The 16397-nt window shown below is 63.9% G+C and carries 14 protein-coding genes; 10 read left to right on the top strand and 4 right to left on the bottom strand.

Features of this window, described 5'->3' with window-relative positions:
* The first annotated feature begins 89 nt into the window (after positions 1-89).
* The 6 genes from hydA to BUB53_RS07345 all read left to right on the top strand — a co-directional run bounded on the left by hydA (position 90) and on the right by BUB53_RS07345 (position 6986).
* Positions 90-1553 carry a dihydropyrimidinase gene (hydA, locus tag BUB53_RS07320; RefSeq protein WP_073034067.1) on the top strand — a complete coding sequence of 488 codons (1464 nt, stop codon included), beginning with the start codon at positions 90-92 and terminating at the stop codon, positions 1551-1553.
* A 96-nt stretch (positions 1554-1649) separates the two neighbouring features.
* Positions 1650-2435: an ABC transporter ATP-binding protein gene (locus tag BUB53_RS07325; protein WP_073034068.1), complete on the top strand. Its 786-nt coding sequence runs from the start codon at positions 1650-1652 to the stop codon at positions 2433-2435.
* Positions 2436-2483: 48 nt separating this feature from the next.
* A complete protein-coding gene (locus BUB53_RS07330) occupies positions 2484-3359 on the top strand; it encodes an ABC transporter permease (RefSeq protein ID WP_073034069.1) in 876 nt (291 codons plus the stop codon).
* Entirely contained in the window at positions 3359-4204 is an 846-nt protein-coding gene (locus BUB53_RS07335) for an ABC transporter permease (protein WP_073034070.1), read from the top strand. Before BUB53_RS07330 ends, BUB53_RS07335 begins: the two co-directional genes overlap by 1 nt.
* A 41-nt stretch (positions 4205-4245) precedes the next feature.
* Positions 4246-5244 carry an ABC transporter substrate-binding protein gene (locus BUB53_RS07340; RefSeq protein ID WP_308424293.1) on the top strand — a complete coding sequence of 333 codons (999 nt, stop codon included), beginning with the start codon at positions 4246-4248 and terminating at the stop codon, positions 5242-5244.
* A 260-nt stretch (positions 5245-5504) separates the two neighbouring features.
* Positions 5505-6986: a D-alanyl-D-alanine carboxypeptidase family protein gene (locus BUB53_RS07345; protein ID WP_073034071.1), complete on the top strand. Its 1482-nt coding sequence runs from the start codon at positions 5505-5507 to the stop codon at positions 6984-6986.
* 18 nt (positions 6987-7004) lie between these two features.
* On the opposite strand, the gene BUB53_RS07350 is transcribed toward BUB53_RS07345, so the two are convergent.
* The gene (locus BUB53_RS07350; RefSeq protein ID WP_073034072.1) at positions 7005-7367 is read right to left on the bottom strand and encodes a response regulator; all 363 of its coding nucleotides are present in this window, start codon (positions 7365-7367) and stop codon (positions 7005-7007) included.
* A gap of 189 nt (positions 7368-7556) precedes the next feature.
* On the opposite strand from BUB53_RS07350, the gene BUB53_RS07355 reads away from it, so the two are divergent.
* Genes BUB53_RS07355 through cbiB form a run of 3 tightly spaced genes read left to right on the top strand, consistent with a single transcriptional unit; the run spans position 7557 to position 9787 of the window.
* Complete coding sequence (locus BUB53_RS07355; RefSeq protein WP_073034073.1) at positions 7557-7931, top strand: DUF1636 family protein; 375 nt, start codon at positions 7557-7559, stop codon at positions 7929-7931.
* 3 nt (positions 7932-7934) lie between these two features.
* A complete protein-coding gene (gene cobD, locus BUB53_RS07360; RefSeq protein WP_073034074.1) occupies positions 7935-8870 on the top strand; it encodes a threonine-phosphate decarboxylase CobD in 936 nt (311 codons plus the stop codon).
* The gene (gene cbiB / locus BUB53_RS07365; protein ID WP_073034075.1) at positions 8867-9787 is read left to right on the top strand and encodes an adenosylcobinamide-phosphate synthase CbiB; all 921 of its coding nucleotides are present in this window, start codon (positions 8867-8869) and stop codon (positions 9785-9787) included. The genes cobD and cbiB overlap by 4 nt, the downstream gene beginning before the upstream one ends.
* Here the strand turns inward: cbiB and BUB53_RS07370 are convergent.
* On the bottom strand, positions 9784-10380 hold the full coding sequence (locus BUB53_RS07370; protein ID WP_073034076.1) for a LysE family translocator: 597 nt from the start codon (positions 10378-10380) through the stop codon (positions 9784-9786). The genes cbiB and BUB53_RS07370 overlap by 4 nt on opposite strands.
* 139 nt (positions 10381-10519) lie before the next feature.
* On the opposite strand from BUB53_RS07370, the gene BUB53_RS07375 reads away from it, so the two are divergent.
* Positions 10520-11686 carry a lytic murein transglycosylase gene (locus BUB53_RS07375; RefSeq protein ID WP_073034077.1) on the top strand — a complete coding sequence of 389 codons (1167 nt, stop codon included), beginning with the start codon at positions 10520-10522 and terminating at the stop codon, positions 11684-11686.
* 12 nt (positions 11687-11698) lie between these two features.
* Here BUB53_RS07375 and BUB53_RS07380 read toward each other — a convergent pair whose 3' ends face one another.
* The gene (locus tag BUB53_RS07380; RefSeq protein WP_073034078.1) at positions 11699-12292 is read right to left on the bottom strand and encodes a hypothetical protein; all 594 of its coding nucleotides are present in this window, start codon (positions 12290-12292) and stop codon (positions 11699-11701) included.
* Positions 12293-12742: 450 nt separating this feature from the next.
* Positions 12743-16198, bottom strand: a complete 3456-nt coding sequence (gene smc, locus BUB53_RS07385; protein ID WP_073034079.1) for a chromosome segregation protein SMC — start codon at positions 16196-16198, stop codon at positions 12743-12745.
* Between the last annotated feature and the right edge of the window lie 199 nt (positions 16199-16397).

The raw sequence follows: 16397 nt of genomic DNA on the forward strand, positions 1-16397 counted from the left end.
CCGGATCGTTTCCGGGACGCCCCTCACCCCCCGGGATGTTTCGGCAAGAAGAAACCCCGCGACCCGCTGAAAAAACAGGGAGACATGATATGAGCACGAAAGTCATCAAGAACGGCACCGTCTGCACGGCGGATCGGACATGGAAGGCCGATGTCCTGATCGAGGACGAGAAGATCAGGCAGATCGGCGAGGACCTGAAGGGCGATGAGTATATCGACGCCGAGGGCGCCTATGTGATCCCCGGCGGGATCGATCCGCACACCCATCTGGAAATGCCCTTCATGGGCACCACCGCCGCCGAGACCTTCGAGACCGGCACATGGGCCGCCGCCTGCGGGGGCACCACGATGCTGGTGGATTTCTGCCTGCCGGGCGCGGACGGGTCGATCAGGAACGCGATCAACGAGTGGCACCGCAAGTCGGCCCCGCAGATTTGCAGCGATATCGGCTATCACATGGCGATCACCGGCTGGAACGAAACCATCTTCGACGAGATGAAGGACGCCGTCGAGATGGGCGTGAACAGCTTCAAGCATTTCATGGCCTACAAGGGCGCGCTGATGATCGAGGACGACGAGATGTTCGCCAGCTTCAAGCGCTGCAAGGAGTTGGGCGCGCTGCCGATGGTGCATGCCGAGAACGGCGATCTGGTGGCCGACATGCAGGCACAGATGCTGGAACAGGGTATCACCGGCCCCGAGGGCCATGCCTATTCCCGTCCGCCGGAATTCGAGGGCGAGGCGGCCAACCGGGCGATCACCATCGCCGATGCCGCCGGTGTTCCGCTTTATATCGTGCATGTCAGTTGCGAACAGGCGCATGAGGCGATCCGGCGCGCGCGCCAGAAGGGAATGCGGGTATATGGCGAACCGCTGGTGCAGTTCCTGACGCTGGACGAGAGCGAGTATTTCAACACCGACTGGGACCATGCCGCGCGGCGCGTGATGAGCCCGCCCTTCCGCAACAAGGCACATCAGGACAGCCTGTGGGCCGGGTTGCAGGCGGGCAGCCTGCAGGTGGTGGCCACCGATCACGCTGCCTTCAGCACCGAGCAGAAGCGCATGGGCGTCGATGATTTCACCAAGATTCCCAATGGCTCGAACGGGTTGGAGGAACGTCTGGCCGTGCTGTGGACGCGGGGCGTGGAAACCGGGCGACTGACCCCGAACGAGTTTGTTGCCGCCACCTCGACCAATGTCGCGAAGATTCTGAACATCTACCCCAGGAAGGGCGCGATCGTGGAAGGGGCGGATGCCGATATCGTGGTCTGGGACCCGAAGATTTCCAAGACGATCAGCGCGGGCAATCATCATTCGATCCTCGATTACAACGTGTTCGAGGGGTTCGACGTGACCGCGCAGGCACGTTACACGATCAGCCGCGGCGAGGTGATCTGGGCCTGGGGGCAGAACAGCCAGCCACAGCCCGGTCGGGGCCGGTTCGTGCCGCGCCCGGCCTTCCCTTCGGCACATACCGCGCTGAGCAGGTGGAAAGAGCTGACCGCACCCAAGCAGATCAACCGCGACCCGCTGAATATTCCGGCGGGAATCTGACGAAAACCGGCTGCGCCCCCGACCGGGTTGGCGTGGCCCATTGACAAGACCAAGCCAGCACGGCGCAATGGCGCCGATGCAAGCGGGGGACCCAGAGTGACAAGCAATACAGTGATCAGTGCCAGAGATCTGTCGCTGACCTTTGAAACCAACGACGGACCGGTGCACGCGCTGAAGGGCGTGAACCTCGAGATCGAGAAGGGCGATTTCGTCAGCTTCATCGGGCCGTCGGGTTGTGGCAAGACGACGTTCCTGCGCTGCATGGCCGATCTGGAGCACCCCACCGGCGGCACGATCACGGTCAACGGCGTCAGCCCCCAAGAGGCGCGCCGCGCCCGCGCCTATGGCTATGTATTTCAGGCGGCGGGGCTGTACCCGTGGCGCAGCATCGGCGGCAATATCCGCCTGCCGCTGGAGATCATGGGCTATGACAAGGCCGAGCAGGCCCGGCGCGTCAAGGAGGTGCTGAGCCTTGTGGACCTTGCCGGGTTCGAGCAGAAATTCCCGTGGCAATTGTCGGGCGGCATGCAGCAACGCGCCAGCATCGCCCGCGCGCTGGCCTTTGACGCCGACCTGTTGCTGATGGACGAGCCCTTTGGCGCGCTGGACGAGATCGTGCGCGATCACCTGAACGAGCAATTGCTGCACCTCTGGGACAGCACCCACAAGACGATCTGTTTCGTTACCCACTCGATCCCCGAAGCGGTGTATCTGAGTACGAAAATCGTGGTCATGAGCCCGCGGCCCGGACGGATCACCGACGTGATCGAAAGCCCCCTGCCCCGGCAGCGACCGCTGGATATCCGCGACACGCCCGAATTCATAGAGATCGCCCATCGTGTCCGCGATGGGCTGCGCGCGGGGCATGGCGATGAGGTTTGAACGCGCACCGCAACCGGGCCTGACCGCTACAGCGATGGCAGGAGCGGCATGATGCGCAACCTCGTGCCCGTCCTGACCGTTGTCGCCGTCATTTTCGCGATATGGTATGCCGCCGCCATCGTGCTGAATGCGCCCTGGGCCCATAACAAGGCCGAGCGTGCGGGAACCGAACTGACGTTTTCCGAACTGGTCGCCGATACCTGGAGCCAGAACAAGCCCAAACTGCCCGCACCGCATCAGGTGGGGGCCGAGCTGTGGAAGACCACGGGCGAGATGGTGGCCAACGGGCGCGGGTTTTCCAAGCGGTCGCTGATCTATCACAGCTGGATCACCTTCAGCGCCACGGGGCTGGGGTTCGTTCTGGGCACGGCGCTTGGCATCGCGCTGGCCATCGGGATCGTTTATAATCGCACGATGGACATGAGCGTGATGCCCTGGGTGATCGCCAGCCAGACCATTCCGATTCTGGCCATTGCGCCGATGATCATCGTGGTTCTGAACGCGGTGGGGATTTCGGGGCTGCTGCCCAAGGCGATGATCTCGATGTACCTGTCGTTCTTCCCGGTGGTCGTGGGCATGGTGAAGGGGCTGCGCAGTCCGGGGCCGATGCAACTGGACCAGATGCGCACGTGGAACGCGACACCGGCGCAGACCTTCTGGAAACTGCGGTTGCCGTCCTCGATGCCGTATCTGTTCACCTCGCTCAAGATCGGCATGGCGGCCAGTCTTGTCGGCGCGATCGTGGGCGAGTTGCCGACCGGCGCGGTGGCCGGTCTGGGCGCGCGCCTGCTGGCCGGGAGCTATTACGGCCAGACCATCCAGATCTGGAGCGCGCTGATCATGGCCGCAACGCTGGCCGCCGTTCTGGTGGGGCTGATCGGGATGATCCAGCGGATGGTTCTGAAACGGATGGGGATGGCGTGATGAGCTGGCTGGTCTTCGGATTTCTGGCATGGATCGGCGGCTGGTGGCTGAACCATGTCCTGTCGCACAGGCCCAGGACACGGTTCACAGGGCTGGCGGTGCCGGTCATCTTCGGGCTGACCGTGGTGGTGATCTGGGAATCGCTGGTGCGGGGACTTGAGATTTCGCCGGTTCTGCTGCCCCCGCCCACGCAGATTGCCGCCACCTTTGCCGCAAAGACCCACATCCTGTGGGAAGATTTCGTGCAAACCGTCCTCAAGGGCGCGTTGACGGGGTATGTCCTGGGCTGTGGCGCGGCGTTCCTGATGGCGATCGCGGTGGACCGGTTTCCGTTCCTCAAGCGCGGCTTGCTGCCGGTGGGCAATTTCGTGGCCGCGCTGCCGATCATCGGCATGGCGCCCATCCTGGTGATGTGGTTCGGGTTCGACTGGCAATCCAAGGCGGCGGTCGTGGTGGTGATGGTGTTCTTTCCGATGCTGGTGAACACGGTCGAGGGGCTGGCCGATACCGACGCGATGCAGCGCGACCTGATGCGCACCTATGCCGCCGGGTACTGGAAAACGCTGCTCAAGCTGCGCCTGCCCGCCGCGATGCCGTTCATATTCAACGGGCTGAAAATCGCCAGTACGCTGGCGCTGATCGGGGCCATCGTGGCCGAATTCTTCGGCTCGCCGATCAAGGGCATGGGATTTCGCATTTCCACCTCGGTGGGACAACTGGCGCTGGATCTGGTCTGGGCCGAAATCGTCGTGGCGGCGATTGTCGGGTCGGCCTTTTACGGGGGGATCGCCCTGTTGGAGAAGGCGCTGACATTCTGGCATCCATCACAACGGGGCCGGGCATAACAAAAAACATAAAACCCAATGTTCAACACGGGAGAAGCAAGATGAAGACCAAGACTTTGACGACATCGCTGGGGCTGGCCATCGCCGGCCTGTGCGCGGGCATGGCGCAGGCCGCCGATGACCTGACGCTGCAACTGAAATGGGTCACGCAGGCGCAGTTTGCGGGTTATTACGTGGCGCAGGATCAGGGCTTCTACGAAGAAGAAGACCTGAACGTCACGATCAAGCCCGGCGGGCCCGACATTGCGCCGACGCAGGTGATCGCGGGGGGCGGTGCGGATGTGACCGTGGAATGGATGCCCGCCGCCCTGTCGGCGCGGGAAAAGGGCCTGCCGCTGGTCAATATCGCCCAGCCGTTCAAGAAATCCGGCATGATGCTGACCTGCCTGAAAAGCACCGGCGTGCAAACTCCCGAGGATTTTCCGGGCCGCACGCTTGGCGTCTGGTTCTTCGGCAACGAGTTCCCCTTCCTGAGCTGGATGAGCCAGTTGGGCATTCCGACCGAAGGCGGCGAGGATGGCGTGACGGTTCTGAAACAGGGGTTCAATGTCGATCCACTGTTGCAGGGGCAGGCCGATTGCATTTCGACCATGACCTATAACGAGTACTGGCAGGTGATCGACGCGGGCATCACGCCCGAGGAACTGATCACTTTCAAATACGAGGATCAGGGATCGGCAACACTGGAAGACGGGCTGTACGTGCTTGAGGACAAGCTGGACGATCCTGCCGAGGTCGACAAGCTGGCGCGGTTCGTCCGGGCGTCGATGAAGGGCTGGAAATGGGCCGAGGAAAACCCCGAAGAGGCCGCGATGATCGTGCTGGACAATGACGCGACCGGCGCCCAGACCGAAGAGCACCAGATCCGCATGATGAGCGAGGTCGCCAAGCTGACCGCCGGATCGAACGGCGCGCTGGACCCGGCGGATTACGAACGCACGGTCGAGTCGCTGCTGTCGGGCGGATCGGACCCGGTGATCACCAAGCATCCGGGAGACGGCACCTGGACGCATGTGATCAGCGACAAGGCGCTGAACTGAGTTGCAGGCACCCGAAAGGGTAATCTCGCGGGGCGTGCGACAGCACGCCCCGTTTTGCATCGCGCGCCTACCATATTCCCGCCACAATCGCCAGTGTTGCGGATTGCTGCGCCGCACCCCCAACATGTTGAGAAACATGCGCGAAACCCTTGTGAAATAAGCACTTTAACCAAGCCCTCCCTTATGCTACGCTGACAGGTAATCAAAAGCATAAGCCAGCCGAAAAATCGGCGGCGCGAGAGGCAGAGAAGAGTAGTTCCATGAAGGATCGGAGCAGGCAGCCCATCCGCTGGGGTCTGGTGGCGTTGGCCACGTTTTGGATGCTGGTGATTGTCCCACTCAGTGCGGCGGCCGCGCCATATGCGGCGCTTGTGATGGACGCGCGATCCGGCGAAGTCCTTCATTCGCGCAATGCCGATACGCGGCTGCATCCGGCCTCGCTGACCAAGATGATGACGCTTTATATCGTCTTCGAGGCGGTCGAAAACGGCGAGATCAGCCTGGACAGCCCGGTCAAGATTTCCAGCCATGCCGCCAGCGAACCGCCCAGCAAACTGGGCTTGCGGGCGGGCCAGACGATCAAGCTGCGCTATCTGATCCGCGCGGCGGCGGTGAAATCCGCCAACGATGCCGCAACCGCGTTGGGCGAGGCGATCGAAGGCTCGGAAGCCCGGTTTGCACGCCGGATGAACCGCACCGCCAAGGCGCTCGGCATGACGCGCACCACGTTCAAGAACGCCCACGGCCTGACCGAAAGCGGCCACCTGTCCACGGCGCGGGACATGACCATTCTGGGCCGGCATCTGTTTTACGACTATCCCGAATATTACAACCTGTTCTCGCGCATCACCGCGGATGCGGGCGTGCGCAAGGTGTATCACACCAATCGCAAGCTTCTGAGCAGCTATCGCGGTGCGGACGGGATCAAGACCGGGTACACCCGCGCCGCCGGGTTCAACCTTGTCGCCAGTGCCGACCGCAACGGCGAGCGCATCATCGCAACGGTGTTCGGCGGCCGCTCGACAGCGACGCGCAACGCCAGGGTGGCCGAATTGCTGGATATGGGATTCCAACGCGCGCCGCGTCAGGTTGCTCTGCATAAACCGGCCCGCCCGCCCTATATGGGCAAGGTCGACGGCGGTGACGGAACACCTGGCGGATACGGCAAGAAGATACGTCTGGTCGCGGCCGCCGCCGTCAAGCAGAGCCTGCGCCCGCAGGCCCGCCGCGTGGCCGAGGAGCCCGCGCCGGTTGTCGTAGCGGCGAAAGCCGATATCGAACAGGCGATTCTGGCCGCGCAAGAGGCCGATGTCGATGTCGCTGTGGAAACCGCCGCAGTCGAAGCCCCGGCCGAAACCGAGGCCAAGGGCTCAACACGCGCCCCCCTGCCCAAGATCAACCCCGAGCAACGGCCCGAGAATCTGGTTCTGGCGCGGCTGGAAGAGCCCACGGCAGACCCGATACAAGAGGTCGTGACACGCGTGTCCACCTCGGGCGGGCGCAACTGGGGAATCAATGTGGGCCGCTATCCCAGCCAGTATCAGGCGCGCAAGATCCTGCTGAAAACGGCCCTGAACGAGATGACCACGCTGGATGGCAGCCTGCGCAAGGTCGTCAAGCGCCCCACCGGATTCGATGCCAATTTCATGGGGATGACACGCGAAACCGCCGATCTGGCCTGTCGCCGTCTTCAGGCCAAGCAGGTCACCTGTTTCATGATCGAACCCGGTGGCGGGGCGTAACGCCTCCTCCCGCCGGGATCAGTCCGACCGCCCGTAATGTTCGACCATCGCCGCCAGATCGTCTGGCGGCGTATCGCTTTGCACGAAGGCGCAGGCATTGGCGTTGAGCGCAAAGATCGACCCATCCGAGAAGAACGAGGTATTGGTCACGAAGATCACCTGTGTCTCCGGGTGGCGATAGCTGGCAAGGTCCGCGACGGCCAGGGCGCTGCCTTCCTCCAGAATGACGTTCAGGATAATCACGTCGAACCGCTGAGCCGACAGCGCCGCAGCAGCGCCGGACTGGCCGTGTTCCAGCCGAACTTCCATGCCCTGCCGCTCGAGGTGGCGTTGCCACAGGCGGCCAAGTTCAGGCGCGGTTTCGACAATAAGAACCTTCATCTATTCCCTCTGCCGGAGCATGCTGGAAACTGCCGTCCGGTTTAATCCTGTTCAATGTATCCTTAATTTGACTCAAGGATTAATAAAATCTTAACCGTCTTCCGGGCGTGGCGGCAATCGGCCAATGACCGCTTGTCTTGCGCCCCGAATCCCGGTTCAAAGGCGATCAGCGATCAGGAGACCCTCAACATGACCACTTGGATCACGGTATGCGATACCTGCAAAGGGGAAGATTGGGACGCAAGTACCCATGACCGCCCGCATGGTGAGGACATGGCCGAACTGGTGGAACACCACGCACAGGGGCGGAACGTGAAAACGCGGCGCGTGTCCTGCCTGATGGGGTGTACTCATGGCTGCAACGTGGCGATCCAGGCCGAGGGCAAGCTGGCCTATACGCTTGGCCGTTTCAGCCCCGATGCCGAGTCTGCCGCAGCCATCGTGGACTATGCGGAACTGCACGCCGACAGCGACACGGGACAGGTGCCCTACCGGCAATGGCCGCAAGGGGTGAAAGGGCATTTCGTTACCCGCCATCCGCCACTGCCCAAGTCCGGGGATTGAGCCGTGAGTGACGGACGCGATCACGGGGGCGGGCTGGATGACGCGGTTGCGCGCCATGGCGGCACACGCGCTGCGTGGATCGACCTGTCCACCGGCATCAACCCGGTGCCCTATCCCCTCCCCGTATTGCCAGCCGAAGCCTGGACCGCCCTGCCCGACCGCGCCGCGCAACAGGCGCTGGACGATGCCGCGCGGCGGTTCTGGAAGGTGCCGGACGGTGCGGCGGTGCTGGCCGCGCCCGGCGCATCGAGCCTGATCGCCCGCCTTCCGGGGCTGACATCGGCGGGGCGCGTGCATATTCCCGGCCCCACCTATAACGAACATGCCGCAGCCTTTGCCGCGCATGGCTGGGACATGAGCGCCGACAACCCGGATGCGACGGTGATCGTCCACCCCAACAATCCCACGGGCGCATGGCATGACAGGCCGGCACCGGGTGCGTCGCTGACCGTCATCGACGAAAGCTTTGCCGATGTGGCCCCCGACCGTTCGCTTGTTGCCCACACGGCGCGGCCCGGTGTTATCGTGCTGAAGAGTTTCGGCAAGTTCTGGGGGCTGGCCGGGGTGAGGCTGGGCTTTGCCATTGCCGCCCCCGACACGATTGCACGGCTGGCCGGGATGCTGGGGCCGTGGCCGGTATCGGGACCGGCGCTGGAGATCGGGCGCATCGCGCTGAACGATACCGGCTGGGCCGAAGACACCCGCGCACGTCTGGCCGCCGATGCCGCACGTCTGGACTCCCTGATGACGCGGGCGGGCGCCACCGTCGAGGGGGGATGCCCGCTGTTTCGTCTCTATCGCACCGAGGACGCGCAGGGCTGGCAGGACCAGTTGGCGAAACACCGCATCTGGAGCCGCGTCTTTCCCTATTCCCCGGAATGGCTCAGGCTGGGTCTGCCTGCACCGGATCAGTGGGCGCGACTGGAGGCAGCGTTATGACCACGGCAACCGTTCTGATCTGCGCCATGCTGCTGGACGCCCTTCTGGGTGAACCGCGTTGGCTGTGGAACCGGGTGCCGCATCCGGCGGTTCTGATGGGGCGCGCGATTGGCTGGCTGGAAGAGCGGCTGAACACCGGCGCTGCGCGGCGGGCCAAGGGGATCGCTGCAATGGTTCTGCTGGGGTGTGGTGCGGTGCTTGCGGGGCTGATCCTGAGTCTGTTCGGCTGGCCGGTTGCGGTGATCGTGGTCGCCATTTTGCTGGCGCAACGCTCTCTCGTGGATCATGTGCGCGCGGTTGCCGATGGGTTGCGCCTGTCAACCGGTGAGGCGCGCCGCGCCGTGGGCATGATCGTGGGGCGCGATACGCGAGAGATGGACGACGCCGATATTGCCCGCGCCGCGATCGAATCCGCCGCCGAAAACCTGAGCGACGGGGTGATTGCCCCGGCCTTCTGGTTTCTGGTGGCGGGGCTGCCGGGGCTGCTCTTGTACAAGGTCACGAACACGGCGGATTCGATGATCGGCTATCGCAACGAACGCTTTGCGGCCTTCGGATGGGCGGCGGCGCGGCTGGACGATGTGCTGAACGTGATCCCCGCACGCCTGACCGCGGCACTGATCGCGCTCACCCATTGGGGGCTGCGCGAGTGGCGGGCAATCATGGCCGATGCACGCCAGCACCGGTCGCCCAACGCAGGCTGGCCCGAGGCGGCCATGGCCCGCGCCCTGAACGTGGCGCTGTCGGGGCCGCGATCCTATGACGGAACGCTGAAGCATTTCCCGTGGGTACATCGCTTTGGGCACAAGGATATCGGCGCGGGGCAGGTCGAAGCGGCCTGTGCCGCCCTTTGGCGGGCATGGGGGGCGGCATTCGCCAGTGTCGTCGTGCTGGCGCTGATCGGCTGTGCGGTTTAACCCAGCATCAGCCAGAGTGCCGCCCCGGCCAGCGCCAGCCCGAACCCGGCATTGAGCCTGCGCGCCTGATCCTCCCGGCCGAACGCGCGGGCAAGCCGGACACCCGCCGCCGTCCATATGGTGAAAGCCAATAGATTGTTGAGCGTGAACAGCGTGGTGATCCAGATCACCGACATCACCGGCCCGCCCGGTGCGCCCGGCAGGAATTGCGAGAACATCAGCGCGATGATCATGTAAGCCTTGGGGTTGAGAACCAGCAACAACACACCGCCCCCTGCCCCAAGAGGCCGGGCTTCGGGCGTGACCCCGACCCGGCCCGCGCGCAGGAAGCCCCAGGCCAGATAGAGCAGCCACGCCGCACCTGCCCATTGCAGCCCCATCATCAGGCTTGGGAGCCGGCTCAGACCGGTGGCAAACCCATAACCGATGGCCAGTGTCACCAGCCATGTCGCAGCGTGGTACCCGGCGCTGGCCGGGACCGTGCGCAACATGCCGAACCGCGCACCATTGGCGGCAAAGACCATGTTGCCGGGTCCGGGGCTGTAGGCCAGCGGGAACAGGAAAATCAGCAAAGTCAGGGTCCAGTCGATCATGGTGGCCTCGGGCGATGGTATGTGAGAGCGTCAGAGTGCCCACGAAGCGCGGCGCAGGGCGACCCGGATCATGCGCTTTCGGATTGCGGGGCGATCTAATAGGCTGGGTCGTGAATCAATCCGTCACGAAGGTACCCTAATGCGCCCGTTGCCCCTTTTTCTTGCCCTTTGCCTTGCAGGGCCTGCCAGCGCCCAAACCTGTGGCGGCAGTTTCGGTGGATTTGTCGACGCGTTGCGACAAGAGGCCATCGCGCGGGGTCATGCCCCCGACAGCGTGACACGGTTTTTCGCGCCCGTGCGGCACGATCCCGCCGTCATCACGGCCGACCGGAAACAGGGTGTGTTTCAGATGCCCTTCGTCGATTTCGCGCGTCGCCTGATCAGCGCGAACCGCATGCAGAAGGGCCGGCAACTGGCAAAGCAGTACGATGCGACCTTTGAGCGGATCAAACGCGAGTACGGCATCAGCCGCGGTGTGTTACTGGCCTTCTGGGCGTTCGAGACCGATTACGGCGCGGTTCAGGGGGATTTCAACACGCTGAACGCATTGGTCACGCTGTCGCATGATTGCCGTCGCCCCGAATTGTTCCGCCCTCAGATTTTTGCCGCGCTGGAACTGTTCGAAAAGGGCGATTTCAGCCCGGCCAGGACGACCGGGGCATGGGCCGGTGAAATCGGCATGGTGCAGATGCTGCCGCGCGACATTCTGGACAACGGGGTGGATGGCGATGGCGACGGGCATGTGAGCCTTAAAACATCGGCCCCCGATGCGCTGATGTCGGGCGCGAAGATGCTGAGCGAGCTTGGCTGGCGTCCGAACGAACCCTGGCTACAGGAGGTGACCCTGCCGCAAGGGATGGACTGGGCACAAACCGGGCTGCGCACGGTGAAACCGGCCTCGGAGTGGGCGGGGATGGGGGTGCAGGCCCGACACGGGCAGATCGCAGGCGACCTGCCCGCCAGCCTGTTGCTGCCGCAGGGGCGCAACGGCCCGGCCTTTCTGGCCTATCCGAATTTCCGGGTCTATTTCGAATGGAACCAGAGTTTCGTCTACGTCCTGACCGCCGCCTATTTCGCCAACCGTCTGGAGGGTGCACCAGTGTTCAATGCGGGCACTCCCGCGCGAGGGTTGTCGGATACACAGATGAAGGATTTGCAGCGCAAGCTGGCCGCACGGGGCTATGACGTGGGCGAGATCGACGGAATCCTCGGTGCGGGCACCCGCGCCGCCGTGCAGGACGTACAGCAGGAACTCGGGCTGCCCGCCGACGCATGGCCGACACGGGATTTGCTGAACAGGCTTTGAGGGTCGGGCGGATCAGTTTCCTGAGGTCGCCAGCAATTGCTGAGCGCGGTCATGGCCCAGCTTCCAGGCCAGAATCTCGGCCCTGGGGTGCCAGGTGTAGCGATGATCGTCGCGTGTCGGGGACCAGAACAACACACCCCCCTCGCGCCAGGGGTCCAGTACGATCCCATCATACATGGTATCACCACCACGGCTGATGATCACGGTGCTGTGTTCCAGCAGGATCGGGTTCTTGGCGTTGGCGATGGCGCGATGCAGGTCCAGCGTCTGGAAATCCTCTTGTTTCAGGCGGGTTTCCATGTCCTTGGCCCAATGCCAGCACAGACCGCGAGGTTTAATACCCATATTGACCTTGGTGTTATGGATGATTGGCGGATCGGTGATCTGATATTCCAATGCCAGCCGGTGCGTATGTTCATAGGAGATGCGCGCGGCGCGGTGCGCTTCTTTCGGATCGACCTCGGGGCCGAGGGCAAGGATCGCCTGTTCGAGCCGCGCCACATCCCGCGCGGTGCCGGGCGGTGGCGGGCCATCGGGGCGCGGGGTTCCGCAGGCGGCGAGGGCCACGAGGCCAAGAAAAGCAAAAAAGCGCAAGAAAAGCTGCATCGGTGGCATCGTCCTGACCGGGTAAAACTGCGTCATCCCAAAGAGCTATCGGGCGCATCAGCGGATGTCGAGACAGCCCGGCGAGAACCCGCGCGGATGTGATGGGAAGGAAACAGCGGCGTTAACCACGATGCGCGCGGTGTTCTTTACTTTTTGGCAAGGATTACGCATCATGCTGGGCATATCGGAAGTTCTGTCAGTTTTTCCACTGAACAGTTGACCCGGCAGAGATGCGCCTCTGCCGGGTCTTTCCTTGTCAGGGCGTCATCGCCCTATCCAAAGCCGGATGACGGCAATCAGCAGCGTTCCCGCTGCAATCGCAACCATCCATTTTCGGAAGTTCCTTTCGGTCAGTCTGACCACCTCCTTCCGCTGCGAAGGTTCACAGCGGATTGAACATCGGCCCCGGCGCTGAAGGAAAGGTTAAATTGTACGAAAAATTCAGAGTGATCAGGCCACCATCGCCTCGGCCTTCTTGAGATCGACCGACACCAGCTGACTGACGCCCTGTTCGGCCATGGTGACGCCAAACAGGCGGTCCATGCGGCTCATGGTGACGGCATGGTGGGTAATGATCAGGAAGCGGGTTTCGGTGCGGCGGCACATTTCGTCCAGCATATCGCAGAACCGGCCCACATTGGCATCGTCCAGCGGCGCGTCGACCTCGTCAAGCACACAGATCGGCGCGGGATTCGCCAGGAACACCGCAAAGATCAGGGCAAGTGCCGTCAGCGTCTGCTCACCACCCGACAGCAGGGACAGCGTGGCCAGTTTCTTGCCCGGAGGCTGACACATGATTTCAAGCCCGGCATCCAGTGGATCGTCGCTCTCGACCATGACGAGATTGGCCTCGCCGCCGCCGAAGAGATGGGTGAACAGCATGGCGAAGTTGGAATTCACCTGCTCAAATGCGGTCAGCAGGCGTTCGCGCCCCTCGCGGTTCAGGCTGGCGATCCCGTTGCGCAATTCACGGATCGCGCCTTCGAGATCGGCTTTTTCGGTAACCAGCGAGTCGTGCTCTTCCTGTACCTCCCGGGCGTCTTCCTCGGCGCGCAGGTTGACCGCGCCAAGCGCGTCGCGTTGCCGTTTCAGGCGGTTCACGTCGGCCTCGATCGCCTCTGATGCCGGCATCTTTTCGGAATCGGCCTGCAACTGCTCCAGAAGGTTCTCGGGCGTGGTCTCCTGATCGTCCGCGATGCGCTCGGCGGCATAGGCCTGCGCCTCGCGGGCGGCATCGGCGCGGGCTTCGGACCGGGCGCGGGCTTCGCGCGCCTCGGACGCGGTGCGTTCGGCATCGCGCTCGGCAGCCACGGCTTCGCGCGCAGCCCCTTCGCCAGAGGACAGCGCATCGGCGGCCTCGGCCCGGCGGGCCTCGGCCTTGTCGATTTCCGAACTCAACTCGGCGCGCTTGGCTGCGATTTCCTCGGGGGCGGCGTTGGCCTCGGCCAGTTCGTCCTCGGAGGCGGCCTTGCGTTCGGCCAGTTCGGCGCTGCGCTTTTCGGCGGTTTCCAGACGGTGACGCCAGCCGCTGATCTCCTTGGTGACCTCTTGCGCGCGCCGGGTGCGCGCCTCGCCCTCGCGGCGCAATTCGTCATGCCCCGACCGTCGGGCCATCATGGTCATCCGCGCGGCTTCGACCGTCATCTTAACATCTTCGACCTCGGCGCGGGCGGCGTCGAGATCGCCCAGATCCTGCACGCCCTTTTCAGCCTCGGCAAGTTGCTGACGGGCGGCGAGCGCCTCTTCCTCATGGCGGGTGACGGCAAGCCCCATCGATTCCAGCTTGGATTGCGCCAGATTGCGGTCGGCCTCGGCCCGGCTGAGGGCGCGGTTGGCCTGATTGAGATCGGTATCCGCGGCGCGGCGCGCTTCGCGGGCCTGTTTGTCGGCCTCGGCCAGGTCGGCCAGTTTCGCACGCAGGGTTTCATGGGCATGTGACGCCCCCTCGGCCCGCGCCGTGGCATGGGCCAGTTCCTGCTTGAGCTCTTCAAGCCGGTTCAATTGTTGCAGGCGCAACGCGGCAGCCGATGGCGCATCCTCGGCCCAGGCCCTGTATCCGTCCCACCGCCACAGATCGCCCTCGCGGGTGACAAGGCGCTGACCGGGCTTGAGCAAGGGTTGCAGGCGCGGGCCGTCCTCGGCCTCAACCAGACCGATCTGGGACATGCGCCGCGCCAGTACTTCGGGAACCGAAACGTGATTGGTCAGCGCGGTCACGCCTTCGGGCAGGGTTTGTGCGGCCTGATACCCCGGCAGAACCAGCCAGCCTGAAGGGCCGTCCTCGTCCACTTCGGGGGCGCGCAGATCGTCGGCCAGGGCCGCACCAAGCGCCTTTTCAAAGCCCTGCTCGACCTGCAAACGATCAAGGATTTGCCCGCCTTCGGCGGTGTCACGATCCACCAGCCGCGCCAACGCCGTCACCTCGGCGGACAGGGCGTTGACCTCGCCTTCGGCTTCGGAGCGTTCGGCGCGCGCTGTCGTTTCGCGCGCCTGTGTTTCGGCGCGGGCGGCTTCGGCGGCGTTCAGCGTTTCCTCGGCGGCCTCGGCGGCCTTGAGCGCGGCGGTCTCGGCGGTTTGCGCAGCCTCGTAATCCTGTCCGGCGCGCGCCAGCGCATCCCTGGCGGATTGCGCCGCACTGCGGGCGCGCTCGGCCTCAGCCTCGCTTTTATGGAGGGTCTTGCGGCTGTCCTCCAGAAATCGCTGCGCCGATTGATGCCGTGCCGCAAGACGCGCAACATCTTCGGTCAACTGGCTGAGATCGGTTTCGCGATCCTGCAACACCTGTGCCGCCTCGTGCGAGGCCTCGGCAGCAGCGGCCAGCTTGTCGGACTGTCCCTCGCTGGCCTTGGCCAGTTCGCGGGCCTCCCATTCGAGGCGCTCGATGGTTTCGCCCGCATCGCGGTTCAGGCCCGATTCACGGTCGATATCCCGGCCCAGCTGTTCGATCCGGCTGTGCAGGGTTTCGATCCGCGTACGGGCGTTTTGCTCCTGCTCGTTCAGGGTATCGCGCTGGACCTGAAGACGTTGCAGGATAGCGGCGGCAATCGCCTCTTCCTCGCGCAAGGGCGGCAGGGCGTCCTCGGCCCTGGCGCGGGCCTTGGCGGCTTCGCGGGCTGCGGATTCGGCCTGCGCGGCAGCAGTGGTACGATCACGCAGTTCCTCTTCGGCGCGGGCACGGGCAGAATCCGCTTCTTTCCAACGACGATAGAGCAACAGCCCTTCGGCCTGGCGCAACTCTTCACCGATAGCGCGATAGCGGGCGGCCTGCCGGGCCTGCCGGGCCAGTTGCGCCAGTTGCCCGGCCAGTTGTTCGATCACATCATCGACGCGGGTCAGGTTCTGCTCGGCGCCTTTCAGTTTCAGTTCGGCCTCGTGCCGACGCTGATAGAGGCCCGAAATCCCGGCAGCCTCTTCCAGAATGCGGCGGCGGGCCTTGGGCTTGGCGTTGATCAGTTCCGAAATCTGGCCCTGCCGGACCAGCGCGGGCGAATGCGCCCCCGTTGAGGCATCGGCAAAGAGCATCTGCACGTCACGTGCGCGCACGTCCTTGCCATTGACCTTGTAGGCGCTGCCCACGTCACGGGTGATCCGGCGCACGACATCGAGAACGTCGCTGTCGTTGAAGCCCGACGGCGCCAGACGGTCCGAATTGTCGATCTGCAACGCCACCTCGGCAAAGTTGCGCGCCGGACGCGAGGCGGCACCGGCAAAGATCACGTCTTCCATCCCGCCGCCGCGCATCGCGGTGGGGCGGTTTTCCCCCATGACCCAACGCAGTGCTTCCAGCAGGTTCGACTTGCCACAGCCATTCGGCCCCACCACCCCGGTCAGACCGTGCGCGATATGCAGGTCCGTCGGGTCGACGAAGCTTTTGAAGCCGGTCAGTCTGAGCTTGGAGAACTGCAAGGGCACCTCGGGCGTGTGATTCCGTCGTTCTCAAAATGTGACGGGGTGCCGGGGCGTCTGTCAACGGCAAACCCCACGATATGGGTGCGCAGAGGGACTTATCCACAAGATATATGCGAAATTCAGCCATTCCTTGCCTTTCATCGGCCTTGCCCGGACCAGGTTGAAGATACCGGTGCAGGTGTCGCCCCGTCGTCCC

The sequence above is a fragment of the Roseovarius pacificus genome (assembly GCF_900142665.1).
In the GTDB taxonomy this organism is placed as follows: Bacteria; Pseudomonadota; Alphaproteobacteria; order Rhodobacterales; family Rhodobacteraceae; genus Roseovarius; species Roseovarius pacificus.

Excerpts from the sequence above, each read along its gene's own strand:
- hydA (WP_073034067.1), top strand. The coding sequence starts at position 90 with ATGAGCACGAAAGTCATCAAGAACGGCACCGTCTGCACGGCGGATCGG.
- BUB53_RS07330 (WP_073034069.1), top strand. The coding sequence starts at position 2,484 with ATGATGCGCAACCTCGTGCCCGTCCTGACCGTTGTCGCCGTCATTTTC.
- BUB53_RS07335 (WP_073034070.1), top strand. The coding sequence starts at position 3,359 with ATGAGCTGGCTGGTCTTCGGATTTCTGGCATGGATCGGCGGCTGGTGG.
- BUB53_RS07340 (WP_308424293.1), top strand. The coding sequence starts at position 4,246 with ATGAAGACCAAGACTTTGACGACATCGCTGGGGCTGGCCATCGCCGGC.
- BUB53_RS07345 (WP_073034071.1), top strand. The coding sequence starts at position 5,505 with ATGAAGGATCGGAGCAGGCAGCCCATCCGCTGGGGTCTGGTGGCGTTG.
- BUB53_RS07350 (WP_073034072.1), bottom strand. The coding sequence starts at position 7,367 with ATGAAGGTTCTTATTGTCGAAACCGCGCCTGAACTTGGCCGCCTGTGG.
- BUB53_RS07355 (WP_073034073.1), top strand. The coding sequence starts at position 7,557 with ATGACCACTTGGATCACGGTATGCGATACCTGCAAAGGGGAAGATTGG.
- cbiB (WP_073034075.1), top strand. The coding sequence starts at position 8,867 with ATGACCACGGCAACCGTTCTGATCTGCGCCATGCTGCTGGACGCCCTT.
- BUB53_RS07370 (WP_073034076.1), bottom strand. The coding sequence starts at position 10,380 with ATGATCGACTGGACCCTGACTTTGCTGATTTTCCTGTTCCCGCTGGCC.
- BUB53_RS07375 (WP_073034077.1), top strand. The coding sequence starts at position 10,520 with ATGCGCCCGTTGCCCCTTTTTCTTGCCCTTTGCCTTGCAGGGCCTGCC.
- BUB53_RS07380 (WP_073034078.1), bottom strand. The coding sequence starts at position 12,292 with ATGCAGCTTTTCTTGCGCTTTTTTGCTTTTCTTGGCCTCGTGGCCCTC.